Annotated in this window: 16 protein-coding genes; 1 reads left to right on the top strand and 15 read right to left on the bottom strand. The window is 74.6% G+C overall.

Going from position 1 to position 15870, the window contains the following annotated elements; genetic code table 11:
- Window positions 1-565 (bottom strand): FAD-dependent oxidoreductase (locus ACFQBR_RS33200; RefSeq protein WP_378554964.1); only part of this gene is annotated, 565 nt, incomplete at its 3' end.
- A 529-nt stretch (window positions 566-1094) separates the two neighbouring features.
- Here ACFQBR_RS33200 and ACFQBR_RS33195 point away from each other — a divergent pair.
- Window positions 1095-2573: a bifunctional phosphatase PAP2/diacylglycerol kinase family protein gene (locus ACFQBR_RS33195; protein ID WP_344184812.1), complete on the top strand. Its 1479-nt coding sequence runs from the start codon at window positions 1095-1097 to the stop codon at window positions 2571-2573.
- Window positions 2574-2600: 27 nt separating this feature from the next.
- On the opposite strand, the gene ACFQBR_RS33190 is transcribed toward ACFQBR_RS33195, so the two are convergent.
- The 14 genes from ACFQBR_RS33190 to ACFQBR_RS33125 all read right to left on the bottom strand — a co-directional run bounded on the left by ACFQBR_RS33190 (window position 2601) and on the right by ACFQBR_RS33125 (window position 15311).
- The gene (locus tag ACFQBR_RS33190) at window positions 2601-3047 is read right to left on the bottom strand and encodes a hypothetical protein (RefSeq protein WP_267945558.1); all 447 of its coding nucleotides are present in this window, start codon (window positions 3045-3047) and stop codon (window positions 2601-2603) included.
- A gap of 310 nt (window positions 3048-3357) precedes the next feature.
- Window positions 3358-6813, bottom strand: coding sequence for an OmpA family protein (locus ACFQBR_RS33185; protein WP_344184813.1), 3456 nt, complete (start codon window positions 6811-6813; stop codon window positions 3358-3360).
- Window positions 6814-6829: 16 nt separating this feature from the next.
- The gene (locus ACFQBR_RS33180) at window positions 6830-7231 is read right to left on the bottom strand and encodes a pilus assembly protein TadG-related protein (protein WP_344184814.1); all 402 of its coding nucleotides are present in this window, start codon (window positions 7229-7231) and stop codon (window positions 6830-6832) included.
- Complete coding sequence (locus ACFQBR_RS33175; RefSeq protein WP_344184815.1) at window positions 7228-7608, bottom strand: TadE/TadG family type IV pilus assembly protein; 381 nt, start codon at window positions 7606-7608, stop codon at window positions 7228-7230. Before ACFQBR_RS33175 ends, ACFQBR_RS33180 begins: the two co-directional genes overlap by 4 nt.
- A 32-nt stretch (window positions 7609-7640) precedes the next feature.
- Window positions 7641-7967, bottom strand: a complete 327-nt coding sequence (locus ACFQBR_RS33170; protein WP_267945562.1) for a TadE/TadG family type IV pilus assembly protein — start codon at window positions 7965-7967, stop codon at window positions 7641-7643.
- Window positions 7968-8005: 38 nt separating this feature from the next.
- Complete coding sequence (locus ACFQBR_RS33165; RefSeq protein ID WP_344184816.1) at window positions 8006-8176, bottom strand: hypothetical protein; 171 nt, start codon at window positions 8174-8176, stop codon at window positions 8006-8008.
- A gap of 27 nt (window positions 8177-8203) precedes the next feature.
- Entirely contained in the window at window positions 8204-9097 is an 894-nt protein-coding gene (locus ACFQBR_RS33160; protein ID WP_344184817.1) for a type II secretion system F family protein, read from the bottom strand.
- Entirely contained in the window at window positions 9094-9981 is an 888-nt protein-coding gene (locus ACFQBR_RS33155; protein ID WP_344184819.1) for a type II secretion system F family protein, read from the bottom strand. The genes ACFQBR_RS33160 and ACFQBR_RS33155 overlap by 4 nt, the downstream gene beginning before the upstream one ends.
- On the bottom strand, window positions 9969-11327 hold the full coding sequence (locus ACFQBR_RS33150) for a CpaF family protein (protein WP_267945566.1): 1359 nt from the start codon (window positions 11325-11327) through the stop codon (window positions 9969-9971). The genes ACFQBR_RS33155 and ACFQBR_RS33150 overlap by 13 nt, the downstream gene beginning before the upstream one ends.
- Window positions 11324-12094 (bottom strand): hypothetical protein, encoded by a 771-nt coding sequence (locus ACFQBR_RS33145; RefSeq protein WP_344184820.1) that lies wholly within the window; start codon window positions 12092-12094, stop codon window positions 11324-11326. Before ACFQBR_RS33145 ends, ACFQBR_RS33150 begins: the two co-directional genes overlap by 4 nt.
- Window positions 12094-12765 carry an SAF domain-containing protein gene (locus tag ACFQBR_RS33140; RefSeq protein ID WP_267945568.1) on the bottom strand — a complete coding sequence of 224 codons (672 nt, stop codon included), beginning with the start codon at window positions 12763-12765 and terminating at the stop codon, window positions 12094-12096. The genes ACFQBR_RS33145 and ACFQBR_RS33140 overlap by 1 nt, the downstream gene beginning before the upstream one ends.
- Before the next feature lie 21 nt (window positions 12766-12786).
- Complete coding sequence (locus ACFQBR_RS33135; protein WP_267945569.1) at window positions 12787-13656, bottom strand: hypothetical protein; 870 nt, start codon at window positions 13654-13656, stop codon at window positions 12787-12789.
- Window positions 13650-14177: a hypothetical protein gene (locus tag ACFQBR_RS33130; RefSeq protein ID WP_344184821.1), complete on the bottom strand. Its 528-nt coding sequence runs from the start codon at window positions 14175-14177 to the stop codon at window positions 13650-13652. Before ACFQBR_RS33130 ends, ACFQBR_RS33135 begins: the two co-directional genes overlap by 7 nt.
- Before the next feature lie 564 nt (window positions 14178-14741).
- Window positions 14742-15311: a DeoR/GlpR family DNA-binding transcription regulator gene (locus ACFQBR_RS33125; protein ID WP_267945571.1), complete on the bottom strand. Its 570-nt coding sequence runs from the start codon at window positions 15309-15311 to the stop codon at window positions 14742-14744.
- Window positions 15312-15870 lie beyond the last annotated feature (559 nt).

Genomic DNA, 15870 nt, shown 5'->3' with positions numbered 1-15870 from the left:
CGCGCGTGCGGGGGGCCGGGCGGCGGACCCCGCGTGTGCCCCGCCCGGCCCCCCGCACGCGCGGCCCGGCGGCCCGGCCGCACGGTGGGTCCCCCTCCCCCGCGGCGTCCGCCCCGTCGGGGGCAGAGGCCAGCAGGTCCCGGGCGGCCCGGTGGAAGCGGGGGATCTCGGCGAGCATCCGCAGGTAGGCGGGGCTGCGGCGGGAGCGGTTGGGCAGCATGGCGCGCAGTCCGCGCGCGCCCGCGTACTCCAGGCCGCAGCCGTCGCAGCTGACCGACATGCTCATCTCGGTGGGCTGCGTGCGCACGCCGAGTTCGTCGAACAGGCGCAGCAGACGGGGGTAGGTCCGGCGGTTGTGCACGATGAAGCCGCTGTCGATCCGGAGCTCCCCGCCGCCCGCGTCGGCCACCCGGTGGGTGTGGGCGTGCCCGCCCAGGCGGTCGTCGGCCTCCAGCAGGGTGACGTCGTCGTCCCGGTTCAGGATGTGCGCCGCCGTCAGTCCGGAGACCCCCGACCCGATGACGGCGACGCGGCGCCGCCGGAGGGTGTGCTGCCCTGTGCCCATGCGTCCTCACTCACGTGTGCGATGTGGTGTGGGTGATTCGGCGCGGACGGGACCGCGGATTGGTCCGGATGGCGATGAAATGGGGTCGGGGCGTGGCCGGGGGGCGACAGGCCCGGCACGGGCACGGCCGGCGGCGAGGAGCGTGCGACCGGGCCGCGCGTGCGGCACGGGCTCGGTCGGGGCGGGGGCGTGTGCCCGGACGGGGCCCGGCCGGACCGCTGCCGCGCGGGGCGGGCCGCGCCGGCCGCCCCCTGTGGGAAGCCCGCGGGGCGCGCACCGGGGGACGCGGGGCCGGTCCCCGGCGTGGCACCGGCCGGTCGGGCCCCGTGAAACAGGACACCTCCGAGCGGGGGTTCCCGCGCCGACCGGCGGGGACGGAACCGGTGCGCGGGCGGCCCGCATCCCCGGTCACCACGGCGTCCTCCCGACCGCGGGGACCCCGGGTCCGGCCCCGCGCGGCCCCTCCCCGCGGTCGGACGCCGGGCGCGCCCTTATGGACATCTCACCCCTCGCACACCACTCTGGGGCCATGAGGCTTCTGAGGCGTCTACAGACGACGGACAAGAGGATCTACGACCGGGTGACCGGGATGGGGATACCGCTCCTGGACCCGTACACGCCCAAGTTCGTCCAGGCCACCGACAACATGGCCCCCTGGTTCGTGATATCGGCGACCCTGGCGGTCAGCGGCGGGCCGCGCCTGCGGCGCACGGCGCTGCGGGCGATCATCGCCGCAGGGACCGCCAACGGGGTCTCCGCCGTGGTCAAGCAGCTCACCAGGAGGGTCCGACCGGACAACTCCGCGGTGCCGGCGGCGCGCGCGCCCTACAAGCACTACGGCAGCTCGTCGTTCCCCTCCGGGCACACCGCGGCCGCGGTCGCGTTCGCGGGCGGGATCATGGCGGACGCGCCCCGGCCCCTGTCGGCGCTGGCCGCGCTCCTCGCGAGCGGGGTGGCGTTCTCCCGCGTGCACAGCGGCGTCCACTACCCGGGGGATGTCCTGGGCGGGATAGCCATCGGCACAGGCGCGGCGATGCTGGCGCGCAAGATGCTCCCGGCCCGGCCCGAACTGGTCTTCGGCGCCCACGCGGTGGCCGACGGCGTGGCGGACGTGGACTCCGAGGGCTCCGGGACGACCGTGGTGGTCAACCCGCGCTCCGCCACGGGCGCGGTGCCGGGACTGAGCAGCGCCGACGTCACCAGCCGGGTCGCCCGGGCCCTGCCCAAGGCGCGGATCATCCCGATGTCGGCGGACGACGACGTCTCCGGCGTCCTGGACGAGGCCGCGCGGACCTCGGACGTCCTGGCGATCGCGGGGGGCGACGGCACGGTCAACGCCGCGGCCAAGGCGGCGCTCGACCACGGGCGCCCGCTGCTGGTGCTCCCGACCGGCACCCTCAACAACTTCGCCCGCACGCTGGGGCTGACGTCGGTCGACATCGCGTTGCGTGCCTTCTCCGACGGGCGGCTGGCCCGGGTGGACGTGGGCGAGGTGGACGGGAGGATCTTCCTCAACACCGCGTCGTTCGGCTCCTACCCGCGCATGGTGGAACGGCGGGACGCGTGGGCAGGCCGGATCGGCAAGTGGCCCGCGTTCGCGCTGGCCCTGTGGCAGGACCTGTGGGAGGTGAACCCGACCCCGGCGCTCGTGGACGGGCGCCCGACCCTGGTGTGGTGGGCGTTCGTGGGCAACGGGCGCTACCGCACGCACGCCCGGGTGCCCGCCCTGCGCGAGCGGCTCGACGACGGGTGCCTGGACGTGCGGGTGCTCAGCGCGCGGGAGCCGTTCCCCCGTCTGCGCGCCCTCGCGGACGTCCTCCTCGGAGAGATCACGCAGCGCGACGGCTACGTGGAGCGTCTGACCACCGGGCTCACCCTGTCGATCCCCTCCGAGCCGAGGCTGCTCGCCGTGGACGGCGAGGTGCTGGAGGGCTCGGAGAACGTCCGTTTCACCAAGCGGCCGGTGGCGCTGCGGGTGTTCGTGCCCGCCATGGGCTCGGGGGCCTGACCGGGTCCCGCCCCGGGGGCGGCCCCGTCAGCGGCGACGGCGGGAGCCGCACCGGTCTGCGTCGGAGTCGCAGTCCAGGAGCAGGCTCAGCCCTGCGCCCAGGAGCCAGGAGTCCTTGGCCAGGGGGAGCCCGTCCTGCGTGGGACGCAGGCTCTGGGGACGGCGCATGCCCGGGGTGCGCAGGTACAGGCCGAGGAGGGACGCCCCGAACGCCGTGAGGCCGGCGCCCGCGAGGCGGCTGGGCACGACCGGGAGGAGCAGGGCGGTGCCCAGGGCGATCTCCCCGGCGGACAGCAGCCGCACGAACGTGGTGGGGTCGACCTTGCTCAGGAAGGGGTAGGTCCCGACCGCCATGCCGTGCATGCCCTCGGCCGCCTCCCCCTCGACGCCGCGCTTGTCCAGCCCGGAGTTGAGGATGAACGCCCCCGTGATGATCCGCAGGGGCAGGTCGCGTGTCTTGAAGGGCAGCTGCATGGTCTCTCCGTGCCTGGTGGGATGAGTTACCTTCAGTCACGAAAATGCTACCCATCGCCGGACGCGGTGGCGGGGACGACCCGCCGGGGCGCGGGACCCGCGCCTGTCGGCCCGGCGGGCCCCGCCGGGCCGGGGTGTCCGCGCGATCGGCCCCGTGCCGCCGCCCCGACGGGCCCCGGGAAAGGGGCGCGCACGGGCCCGGACCGCGTGCCCACGGACCCCGGGCTCCCCGGGGGCCACGGCCTCGCACGGTGACCGGGCCGGGGCGCCGCCCCCGACGTCGTAGGGGCGCACACCCGGGGACCCCGGGTCAGGAGTTCTCCCGGGGACGCCAGGTTCTTCCGCGTCCCGCCTTCTTGGGCTTGCGGAGCAGGGGCCGGGACGACTTGCCCTCGTCCGGCTCCCCGCCCTCGGCGTCCGTCGCCGGGTTCTCGGCGCCGGCTCCGGCACGGGCGGTGGCGTTCTTGCGCTCCGCCCTCTTCAGCCTCTCCAGGCGCTCCGCCCTGCTGGTGACGGCGTCGGCACGGGCCGCCCCGGACTTCGCCGCGCGCTGGGCGCGGGCGAGCGCCCGTTCGGGACGCGCGGACTGCTCGGGGGCGGCGGGCGGCTCGGACCGCCCGACCTGGGCGGTCGGGGCAGCAGGGGCGGCCGGGGTGGGCGCGCCCCCGTCCGGCCTCGGGCGGCGGGACCGGACGGCGCGTTTGGCGGCCTTGCGGAGGGGGGCGGGTTCCTCCTCGGGGGCCTGCTCCTGCTGGGGAGGCGCCGTGTGCTTCTTCTGGGCGGGGCGCTCCGCACGGGCCGGGGAGGCGACCACCGACGGGACCGTGCCCGTGCTCGGACGCCCGGGAGCGGGCCGCGCGGCGACGGGCTCCTCCGAGGGGGCGGACCGCGCGGGCGCACCCCCCTGCGGTGCGGCGGACTCGGGGACGGTCTCCTCGGCCGCACGCTCCCGGGATGCGCCGCCCCCGGACGGGGACAGCTCGGAGGCGTACTGCCCGGCGGAGGGCCGTCGGCTTTCGGCCGCCACGGGAGCGGGCTCCTCCGTGGTGGACGCCTCCGGGGCGGGCTCCTCCGGCGCACGCTGCGCGGACACCGGTTCCCCGGGGGCGGCCTCCCGCCGAGCGGGTTCGGAGGTGACGGGCCCGGCGGCCGGGGACGGTTCCGCCACGGCCTCCGGGGACACCGGAGTCTCCGGGACCGCCTGCGCGGAAGCGGACGGCTCGGGGGCAGCCTCCTCCTCGGCGGCCGGGGACGTGACATCCGTCCGTGCGACGTCCGTCCGTGCGACGTCCGTCCGTGCGGCGTCCACGCGCTCGGACGAGGTCGGCTCCGGAACGGTCGGCTCGGACGCGGCCTTACGGGCTTCCGGCTCCTCGGACACCGGCGCCACGGCGGCGGACGGCTCGGGGACCGCCTCCGCGGGAGCGGAGAACTCGGACGGAACCGGTCGCGCCGCGGTCTCCTCGGCGGCGGAACGATCCGACCGGGCGCCCGACTGCTCGGCGTCCGCCGACACGGCCCCGGGCCGCGCCTCGTCCGTCAACGCGGTCTCGGACCACGCGGCGGCGGACGGCTCGGACACGGACGGGACGGCGTCGGCCTGCTCGGTCTCGGTCCGTGCGGTGTCGGCCTTCCTGGCCGCGCGCGTCTCGCTCTCCCAGAAGTCGGTGTTCCAGACGTCGACGTCCCAGAACCCCTCCTCCGCGACGTCGGCCTCCTTGGCCCTCCTGGTCTTCGCGGCCTTAGCGGCCTTCGTGGCCTTTCCAGCCTTGCGGTCCGCCTTCTCACTCACGGGCGCCCCGGTCGGCTCCGTCGTGCCAACCGCCTCGAACGTCTCGGTCGCCTCGGTCAGCTCGACCGCCTGGGTCGTCTCGACCGTCTCGACCGTCTCGGCGGACTCGGCCACCTCAACCGTCCCGGTCACCTCAGCCGTCTCGGCGGACTCGGCCGACGCGGAGACAGCCTGCTCCCCCAAAGCACCGAGGAACGGCTCCGCGAAGGCACCGGCCTCCTCCACCGTCTCCACCGTCTCCGCCGGGGCGGCCTCCTGGCTCTGCACCCGGTCCTCGGCCTCCTCCACGGCGGGCGAGGAGTGGCGGTAGGCGCGGACGGCGTCCATGACCTCCTCGGCGGTCGCACCGGGCCAGGAGCAGTGGAAGACCGGGTTGAGCGGCGGACTGGTCTCGGTGATGAGGCCGTCCTCCTCGATGACGCAGCTGCCGCCGAGCGGCCAGCGGCCCAGGATCACGGCCGTGATGCCCTGGTGCTGGCCGTGCAGCAGCAGGCCCGACAGCGCGGTCTCGTGCTCGGAACCGGGCGCGGTCACCAGGGCCAGGGGGCTGTCCGGCCGCGGTTCCCGGTCCTCGGCGATCCGGTGCAGCTCGTGCTGGAGGACGGTCAGGGCCTCCTCCATCGTGCCGACCATCCGCACGGGCTCGCAGGGGTGCGCGCGCAGCAGGTCGCGGCCCCGCTCGCCCACCAGCCGGGCGGCGTCGTCCTCGGTGAGCAGCACGCGCACGGAGTTGTGGTCGAGGCGGTCGAGCGCGTTGACGATGAGGCGCCGGGCGGCCCCGGCGGCGCCCGGACCGGTGATCCCGAGACCGGGCACGTGGTCGAGTTCCACCGTCACGCGCTCGTCGATGTCCTCCCCGGGGGTGGGCCGGGGAGGGCCGGCGGTCAGGGCCAGTCGGCGGGACGCCCTCGGCAGGCGGGGCAGGCTCAGGTTCACGCTGGGCATACGGACGCCGCGCTTGCCCAGCAGGTATCCCCCGGCCAGGCCGGCGAACGCCACGGCTCCGGTGACGGCGCCGTCGGGGATCTCCACGACCAGCACCTCGCGGCCGTCCTCGGCGGCGGCCTCGGCAGCGGCGGCGGCCGCCGCCTCCACCGGGTCGTCCTCCTCGGCGGCGTCAGCGGCTTCCCCTGCCCCGGCAGCGGCGGCAGGCTCCTCGGCCTCGGCCGCCGCCATCACACGGGACTGGAGGGAGGTCGGCTGCGGGACGACGGTGTAGGTGACCTCGGCCCTGCGCTGGGCGGCGGCGCCGCCCTCGCGTGGCTGCTCGGAGCCGACGCCGTCCACCGTCATCTCCGGGGCGTCCTCGCCCAGGGCCTCGTCGAGGTGGTCGGCGACCGCCTGGGCCCGGCGCTCGGACAGCTCCTGGTTCGCCTGGACTGTCCCGGTGGGATCGGTGTGACCCGTGATGCGCACGGGCGTCTCGGTGTCGCCGTAGGAGTCGATCATGTCCACGACGGGCGCGAGGTCGTCGCGCATCTGCTCGGTGAGCTCGGCCGAGCCGACGCCGAAGCCGGAGACGGTGCGCACCCTCTCCACGGGCTGGGCGGACGGGGCCTCCTCGGGGGCGGACGGCGCGTCGCCGTCCCGCTCCCCGTCCGCCTCACGGTCGTCCTGTGTGGTGACCGCGTCGGCGAACGCCGTGGCCGGGGCGAGCGCCACGGTGCCCACGGCAGCGGCGGCCACCACCTGGAGCGGCCCCAGGGGGCGCAGCCTCCGGGGCAGGCCGCGCAGACGGGCCAGGGTCTCCACGGCCAGTCCGGCCGTGTACAGGCCCCACAGTGCCCAGAGCACGCTGATGAGCAGTGCGGTGAACACGCCCGGTGGCAGACGCCAGCCGCGCAGGTGGGCCGCGGCCACGGCCCAGGAGTCCGGCAGCTCCGGCCAGGGCAGGTGCCACAGGAGCAGGTAGGGGATGCCGAGCAGGATCGCCGCTGCGAGCAGGAGTGCGCTCAGCCGTCGGATCTGGGACATGTCCGCCTCACTGGAGCTAGGGGGTCGCCTGGGTGTGGGGCCGTGCGGTGGCCGTGGCTTCGACGGTGGTCGAGCCCATCGGCAGGAGGGTGAAGGAGTATCCCACGGAACAGGTCACGGTCACGGTGTCGCCGCTGACCGAGACCGTACCGGTGGCGCCGGCGGCGTTGAGGAAGGACTGCGCGGCGGCGGACGCCGCCGAGGGGTCGAGGGCGACCTCGCTCGTGCCCTCGCGGTAGGCGGCCCAGTCGAGCTGTTGGACGCCCGCCCGGGCGGCCTCCTGGGCCAGGGTGGCCGCCTCGTTGCGGGCACCCAGCAGGCCTCCGCCGTCGGTGACCAGGCCCAGGCACAGCAGGAAGGCCGACGCCAGGACGGCCACGAACGCCGTGGTCTGACCGCTGTCGTCCGTGCGTCTCACGGCTGCCCCCTGAAGGTGTCGACCACGACCGTGGCGTCGCCGGTAATCGTCATGGTCCCCGGGACGCCCAGTCCGGTCAGGCCGCTCAGCCCGACGCGGCACTCGACCACGGCGGTGACCGCCCCTCCGGGGGTCAGGCCGCCGTGGTCGAGGGTGACGGAGTGGTCGCCGCACACCAGACCGTTCTCCGCGAGGGAGCTCGCGGCGGTGCCCGAGGCAGCAGCCTCAGCCGCGCCGACGCTGCGTTCGAGGGAGGCCGCCCGGGCGGCTGAGTGCGCCACCTGGTCGGCGGTGGAGTTGGCGTCCGCCACCCTCCCGGCGAGCACCATGAGCATGGCGAACGCCAGGAGGGCGGGGGTGAGGAGCGCCAGTTCCACCGAGGCCGAACCTCGGTCACCACGTCCGGGGATCACGGGGCTGCCTCCGCGGGGACGAAACGCTCCACGGGCGCGGTGACCTCGTGGCCCACCGGCCAGCTGATGCCGGGGATGAGGCTGGGCACCTCGGCGTCCACGACCACGCGTACCTCCTGTGCACTGCGGTTGACGGACACGTCGAGGCCGGAGAGGAAGGAGCTCCCCCCTCCGTCGGCCACCGACGTGCCGCCGCCCGCCGTGCGCGACTGTTCGGCGGTCCTGCGGGCGATGTCCGCGACGACGTTGTCGCCGTGCATCCACAGGGCCGTCTGGACGACCAGCAGGACCAGGAGCAGCAGCGCGGGTGCGGCCACGGCCATCTCCGCGCTGCCTCGGTCTTCCTGGGGGATGCGCAAGGCTAGCCGCCCGTGATCGTGGTGGCTTCGTTCGTCACGCGAGTGGTGATAGCGGCAACGAGCAAAGCGGCTACACCGATCAGGGCAGCGGTGATGATGACCGTCTCGGTCGAGTAGCCGTCGTCCCTGCGGCTGATCAGCAGGGAGCTGAGGTAGGCGGTGATGCGCTGCATCGGGGGTCTCCAAAACGGTCGGGGTTCTCATGTGCTGAACAGGATGTGGCTCATGGCCGGATAGCCCAGGAGGGCGAGGAACCCGGCGAAGAGCAGGACCACCGGCAGGCTCATCCGCTCGGTCGCGGACTGCGCCTCGGCGTCCATCTCGGCCAGGAACTGGGTGCGCAGCGTCTTGGCCTTGGCGGCCAGGGAACTGCGGATGCGCGCGCCGTCGGCGCCGGCGAGTTGGAGGCTTGCCGCGAGTTCGGCGAATTCCGGGGTGTCGTAGCGCTCGCCGAGGTCGCGCAGCGCCGTCCAAGGCGAATGGCGCATGAGCGTCGCCTCGCGCAGGCTCTCCCGGATGCGGGCCATGGCCCACCCGTTGCCCGCGGCACCGGCGTCGGCCAGTGCTCCGTTGACGCCCGCGCCTCCGGCCAGGGACACCACGACCAGGTCGGCGAAACTGGCCAGGGCACGACGCATGCGCTCTCGGCGCTTGTCCGCCTCATCACGCAGGGACATGTCCGGGGCGAACCACACGATCACCGCGAAAGCCACCCACATGGCCCCCGCGAGCGCACCGGACGGAAGGATGCCCGCGAGGGAGAGCATGGCGCCCAGCAGTGGAGGGAAGGCGAGTCCCAGGACCAGAGCGGTGAACTTCTCTGCGAGGTAGGACGCCGACGAACGCTCGCACACCCGCAGGTTGCGCCGTGTGCGGGGTCCCGGCATGCCGAAGCCCTCCAGGACCGGGGCGCCGATCCTCCCCAGTCGCGCCAGCACCCCGGTGTCCGGGCCCGCGACCATGGTCTGCCGGGGAGGGGGCGGGGCAGCCAGGCGCTCGGCGAGCGTGGGCCGGGCCCAGCGAGCGGCGAAGAGCGCCCACAGGGCCAGCCCGAGGGCGGCGCCCGCGAGGGCGGCGGCCAGGGCGGGGGTCATCGGGCGGCCTCCGGTGTACGGGCGGGTTCGGGTGCGAGCACCCGTGGACCCAGGTCGAATTTGGACATCTTGGCCAACCAGACCAGAGCACCCGCCCACAGGGCACCGATGCCCGCGAGGACCACCTGTCCCAGGAAGCCGTCGAACGGCTCCAGGTATTCGGGGTTGAACACCATCAGGAACGCGGCCATACCCACAGTGGTGCCGACGATGATCCGGGTGGAGGTGCGCAGCCGGGCACGGCTGGCGGCCACGCGTACGAGCATCGCCGCTTGTTCGCGGGCGGCCTCGGCCAGGCTGCCGAGCAGCGTGCCCAGGTCGGTGGCGTGCCTCGTGGCGGCCGTGCTCAGTGCGGCGGTCACCAGGTCGGCGGTGGGGTTGTCGACCTCGTCGGCGAAGGAGCGCAGGGCGTCCTGCGTGGACCCGCCCGCGCGCAGCCGGTCGGCCAGCCTGGCGACCGGCTCACGCACCGGCTCGGGTGCGATGGGCACCGTGGCGGCGACGGCCTGGTGCAGGCCGGCGGCGCCGGCCATGAGGTCGCGCAGCATCTCGGTCCAGGCCGCGACGGCCTCCACCCCGTCCACCTGTTCCTGGTGGCCGCGGTCGGGGCCCAGTACCGCGGGCCCCCACCAGAAGCCCGCGGCGACGAGCACACCGGCCACCGGCCAGCCGGTGAGGAACCAGACGAGCAGGCCGCCGGCGATCGCCGCGACCAGGCGCAACGGCCGCTGCCGGCCGAACAGCAGTGAACGCCAGGGCGGGATCCGCGACGGGCGCGAACCGCCACCGGACGCGGCCAGCGACGCCAGGGCCAGCCAGAGCCCCGCGCCGAGCAGGACGCCGGCGGCGGCGACGAGGAGGACAGGGGTCGTCATCGCGTCCACCCCACCGTGTCGGGACTGAGCATCGCCGGGTCGAAACCGGCCTCGGCCAGGGCGTCGAGCGTGTTGGGGCTGGGCGGGGCCGCGGGCAGGGGCCCGTTGCGGTCGCGCCGGTAGACCTCGTTGGAGACCACGTTCTGCCCCTCGGCGCCCACCACCTCGCGCACGCTCGTGACCATGCGGCCCCCGGTGGGCAGTGCGGACACGTGCACCACCAGGTGCACGGCGGCGGCCACCAGGGAGGCCGTGGCGTCCAGGGGCAGGCGCTCGGCGGACTGGGCGGCGTAAGCGCCCAGCTTGGTGAAGGCGCCCGCGGAGTTCGCGGCGTGCAGGGTCGTGAGGCTGCCGTCGTTGCCCTGGCTCATGGCGTTGAGCAGCGGAACGGTCTCGTGTCCGCGCGTCTCACCGACGATGACCCGGTCGGGCGACATGCGCAGGGCCGTGCGCACGAGGTCGGCGATCGTGATCTCGCCGACGCCCTCGACGTTGGCCGGGCGGGCCTGGAGGGCCACGCAGTCGGGGTGGGCGTCGCGGTCGCGGTCCAGGCCGAGCTCGAAGACGTCCTCGATGGTGACGAGGCGCTCGTCGACGGGGATCTCGGCGGCCAGGGCCCGCAGCAGGGTGGTCTTGCCCGCGCCGGTACCGCCGGTGATGACCATGTTGCGGCGGGAGCGCACCCCCGCGCGCAGCAGGGCGACCAGGGTGTCGTCGATCGTGCCCAGTTCCTGGAGCTGGCCGAGGGTGGTGCGGCCGTAGCGGTGGCGCCGGATGGACACCGAGGGCTGCCGGGCGACCTCCATGACCGCGTTGAGGCGCTCGCCGCCGGGCAGCTGCATGTCGAGGATGGGCGCCCCCGGGTCGAAGCGGCGCTCCCCCGTGGCGGACTCCGAGGCCAGGCGCCGGACCAGGGAGACGACCTCCTCGGGGTCGGCGAAGAGGGAGTCGTGCCGCTCTCGGCTGCCGTCGGCGCGGCGCACCCACACGTGCACGCCGTTGATGTTGATGTTCTCGATCCCGGGGTCGTCCAGGAGGGGCTGGAGGGGGCCGAGCCCGCAGACCCGGGCCAGGGCACCCGCGGCGACGGAGGCCTCGGTCGTGGCGTCGAGCACCTGCCGGCCCTCGGACAGGGCGCGGCCCGCGTCCTCGTCGAGGATCTGGGCGATGACGCGTTCGGCGCGGGCCCGGTACTCCTCGGGCGAGTCCTCGGGTTCGCCCCGCGTCTCCTCGCTCAGCCGGCGGGTGGCCTCGGTGACGGTCCGCTCCACGCGGTTCGCCACGGTGCGGGCCCGGTCGGTGTCCAGGAAGTAGCCGTCGGTGATGTCGTACCCGGCGTCGTGTCCGCTGCTCATGCGCGAGCTCCCGTCGCCTCGGGCGCGGGCGCCGGGGTCTCGGCGCCGGGCACGGGAGCCGGGTCGGCGTCCCGGGCGAGGTCGGCCGCCAGGCGTGCCGCCGCCTTCAGGAGGGGCCGGCGCTCCGGCTTGCGCGGGTTGGACTCCCCGCGCAGGAAGGACGCGGAGCGCTCGTCGGTGGGAAGCCGTCCCCACACGCCCGGGCCCAACGCGCCCTCGATCTCGCGGACGCCGCCGCTGCCGCCGACGACGACGGTGCGCAGGCGCGGCAGGCTGCGGGCCAGCGCCTCGGAGGCCTCCTTGGCCCGGCGCAGCTGGGCGAGGTCGTCGGCGACGAGCAGCAGGGCCTCGTCGGCCCACGTGGCCAGCGCGGCGGCCGCCGCGCCGGGGGTCAGGCGGCCCAGGTCCAGCACGACCGCGGGCCCCGCCGGGGAGGCGAGCACGCCGGGGTTCTGGGACAGCAGGCGCACCGCGCCGTCGGCGCGGTCCGCGGTGACGGGCGCGTGGCACACCGACAGCCCTCCGGGGAGGACCTGGGTGTGGGCGGCCAGGTCGGCGGAGGCGCCGCCGTGCCGGGATGCGGCGGCCAGGCCGGTCAGGCCGGGCTCGGGCTGGAGGCGCCGCCAGGTGGCGACGTCTCCGCCGGAGGCGTCGGCCTCCACCAGGACGGCGCCCGCCCCACCGGGCCAGACCGCGGCCAGCGCCATGGCCGCGCAGGTGACGCCGGGTGCTCCGCCCAGGGAGAAGAGCGCCACGGTCCGGGGCATCACGCGCCTCCCCGGGGGTTGACCTGGACCACGCTGACGCGCTCGACGGCCGCCGCGGAGGCGATGGCCGCGGCGTCGGCGGAGGAGGCGACGAGTTCGAGCTCCACGGAACCGTCCTCGGCCGCGGAGGGCTGGACGTCCCGCACGAGTGCGCGGTAGGCCTCCACTCCGCCGGTGGCACCCTCCTCGGGGTGCACCACCACGGAGACCGCGGCGCCGGGTCCGATGGAGGCGGGGAACCGGCCGACGCGCAGGGCCACGCCGAGCACGGCGCGGTCGCGTTCGGGGAAGGCCGCCTCGGCGCCCAGGGCGGCCTCGGGGAGGAGGCCGCCCTCGGTGACGGGCACGGTGAGGGTCTGGCCGACCGTCGACTCCAGGCTCTCGGAGCCGACGAAGGAGACCCCGTCGGCGACGGAGATCCGCTCGATCCGCAGGTCCTCCGCGGCCACCACGTGGCCGGCGGGCAGGTCGGTGTCGGCGACGAGCACCCCTTGGCGGTCGTCCATCTGCTCCAGGGCCAGGACGCCGCTCAGGCCTCCCGCGGTCATCATGCCGAGGGCAAGGACCAGCCACCGCCAGCGGCGGGGTCCGCTGCCCAGGAGCCGCACCGGAGGGGTCTCCCCCTGCCGCGGGGAGGCCGCGGGCGCCGGTGCCGTCTTCGTGTCCACCACGTCTGTCGTCTTCTTTCGCTGTTAGCGGTTGCCTGTGTCGGTGACCAGGCCCTGGGATTCGGCCACACGGAGTTCGACCTGCGAGGTCGTGGTGACCGAGTCGAGCGCGCCCGACTCGCCGCCGGAGAACTCGCCCTCGGAGAGCTCCCAGCCCACGTCCCAGCCGACCTGGACGCTGACGGGGTAGGTGCCGCCGGGCTGGCTGTCGGAGGACAGGTCGTAGACGTGCCCGCAGTCGGGGGAGGCCGAGGCGGGGTCGTGCACGGCCGGGTCGAAGGGGGTCCCGGGGCCCTCGCAGCGGATCTGCGTACCGTCGCCCAGGTTCCACACCGTGGCGGTGGGGGTGGCGGTGACCGTGAGGGACCAGTCCTGCACCTCCGCGGAGGCCTCCTCGGCCTCCCAGTCCTGGGACTCCACCCACAGCCACACGGGGGTGTTGACCAGGACCAGGGAGTCGCTGCCGGGGGAGGTCTCGATCTGCGGCGGGGGCAGCTCGAAGTTGGCCATGGACTCCTGGATGAGGGTGACCGGGTCGGTGGGGGCCTCCCCCTCGCCGTCGTAGTCGATGGATTCCCAGTCGATGGCGTCCCAGTCCACCTGCGACCAGTCGATCGCGTCCCAGTCGATGGCGTTCCAGTCGACGCCGTCGCCGGAGTCGGCAGGGGCACCCGGGGCGCCCGGCGCACCGGAGCCGCCCGAGCCGTTGGAGCCCTGCTGGCCCGCGTGGGTCTGCCACCAGCGCAGCAGGATCGAGCAGCCGAGGCCGCCCGAGCTGCCGCACTCGATCTGGCCGAGGAAGGAGCCGTCGTCGGCGTGCGCCGGAGCGGCGATCCCGGTGGCCAGGACGGTCAGTACCGCGGCGGTGGCCGCGGGTCGTACGAGTCTCAGCATGATCCCGCTTCCCAGATCCTGAGGTCGGACACGCGCCAGGCGAGTCCGTCGTGAATGAGTGTGGCCTCGACGAGGCGCGGGCCCTGCCCTGGGGAGGAGCCCATGCCGAGGTTCCAGGCGGAGTCGTCGAGGCAGTCCTCGACCGTCGCGCTGTCGGGTCCCTCGACCTCGGCGACGGGGGCGAGGACGGGTTCGCCGGTGACCTGCCCGCTGGAGGCGCCGGCCCCCTCCAGGGCCGCGCTCATGAGGGCGTAGGCGCCGCCCACGGCGTAGTCCTGGAGCTCGGGGGGAACCTCGCCGCCCTCGTGGGAGGCGGCCACGACCGTATCCCACATGCCGGTGTAGGCGTCGAGCGCCGCGGCCTCCTCCTCGTTGTCCGGAGGAGGCGGGGAGCTCGTCGCCGCCCCCGCCTCGGAGCCCGCGTCCTCGGAGGACGCGCAGCCCGTGGCCAGGGCGAGGGCCACGCAGCATCCCGCGGCCGCGCGCAGGACCGCGACGTCTCTTCTCGCGGCTGTCGTCATCGGTGAATTCTCCACTGCCATGGAAGGGGAGGGTGGTGCACGGCGGAACCGACCCGGGTGGGCGGGCTCTTTCCCTTCCGACGAGGGGTGGGGGCGGTCTCCTGCGCCCGGGAGGTCACGGGACCGGGCGCGGGGCCGTTGAGCGGAGGAGGGGGTCCTCCGCCCGGGTTCGGGGCCGACGTGACCGGAGTCGCGTGGGGCGGGTCCCGAGGACTGACCGAAACCATGTGGTATTGGTTGGATTTTTTTCTGTCCTTGCGTGAGCTTATAGAGGAGTCGCCTGTTGTAACAACCCCCCGTGCCCCTTCTGTGACTGTGACACGGTCGACCTTCCGGACATCAGCCTCACAGCAGCCCGGCAAGACCACACACCCTCGCCCCTGCGACAAACACACGCGAAACAACATCTGAACGACATCGCCCTCGAAGCCGGTTCACCCGTCCCCGGCCCGCAGCACGGGTCGGGGACGGGGTGTGGAGGACGCCGCGGTGTGGGGGAGAACACCGGGGCGTGGAACGCGACACGTCCGCAGGCCCTCCGTAGGCGCCCGGCGGCGGACGGGGTCAGACCACGAGCACGCGCGGACCGCGCCCGCGCAGCCTCCGGAGGTCGTCGGGGTCGGTGCCGGCGTCGGTGATGAGGCAGTCCACCTCGTGCAGCCGCGCGAAGCGGGCGATGCGGTCGCCGCCGATCCTGGTGTGGTCGGCCAGCAGCACCGTCCTGGCCGAGGCGCGCACCATCGCCCTCCTGGCCATCACCTCCGCGGGGTCGGCACAGGTCAGGCCGCGCTCGGGGGACACCCCGTCGGCGACCATGAAGGCCACGTCCACGTGGAGCTGCTCCAACAGGCGCACGGAGGCGAGCGTGGTTCCGGCCGCCGCGCTCACCCGGCCCCCCAGCAGGTGCACGGAGAGGTCGCGACGCGAGGCCAGCCCCAGCGCGACGGGAACCGCGTTGGTCAGGACGTTCAGCCCGCACCCGGCGGGCAGCAGCCCCGCGATCCGCTCCGCCATCGGCCCGGCGTCGAGCATGACGACCCCGTTCCTCGGCAGTTCCGCCAGGGCGGCCCTGGCGATCCTGCCCTCGGCGGCCGAGAGCCGCCCCGTTCCCGACGGTGTCGTCGTGGCACTCACTCCCCCTGCGGGCCTGACAACCGTGGCACCAGCACTGAGACCACTCACAAGGTCCTCCGATCCGTCGATGGTCAACCCCTTGACCGCGAGGGCGACGCGCCCCGGTCCGCCACGCGCATTGGATCGAGTCCTCTGTTTCCTCACGGAGAGAACATCTCGGCCGAAGGGGAACGGTAGGCGAATACCCCCGCTGCTCGAGGAAAACCGTTGCGAAATGACAACGTGGCCGCCCACCGGGACCCCGGAGGGCCCTGCCGACCTGGGCAGCGACACGGACCGGAGGAGCACGCAGGAGCCCGCCCCCGGAAGAGGCTCGCGTTCGGACCGGGTACCACAGCCATGGCGCACACAAGGCAACACACACGAACGAGAACAGAAACATAAGCGCAACTACTTCCACATATAGGTGCACTGGTGTTACCTTCATCTCTCTCACGGGCGCGGGCGGGGAGGTGGAGTCGCGTATGCCGTTGGACCACAACATGTCCGACTCCTCACGCAAAGCGATCGAGGTCCTCACCGGCATCCAGGTCCCCAGAGCCGGCATCAACAACCTCGG

It is taken from the genome of Nocardiopsis tropica (assembly GCF_042660575.1).
GTDB lineage: Bacteria > Actinomycetota > Actinomycetes > Streptosporangiales > Streptosporangiaceae > Nocardiopsis > Nocardiopsis tropica.
The sequence above is the reverse complement of the archived record's forward strand: the minus strand, read 5'-3'. Positions and strand labels throughout refer to the sequence as shown.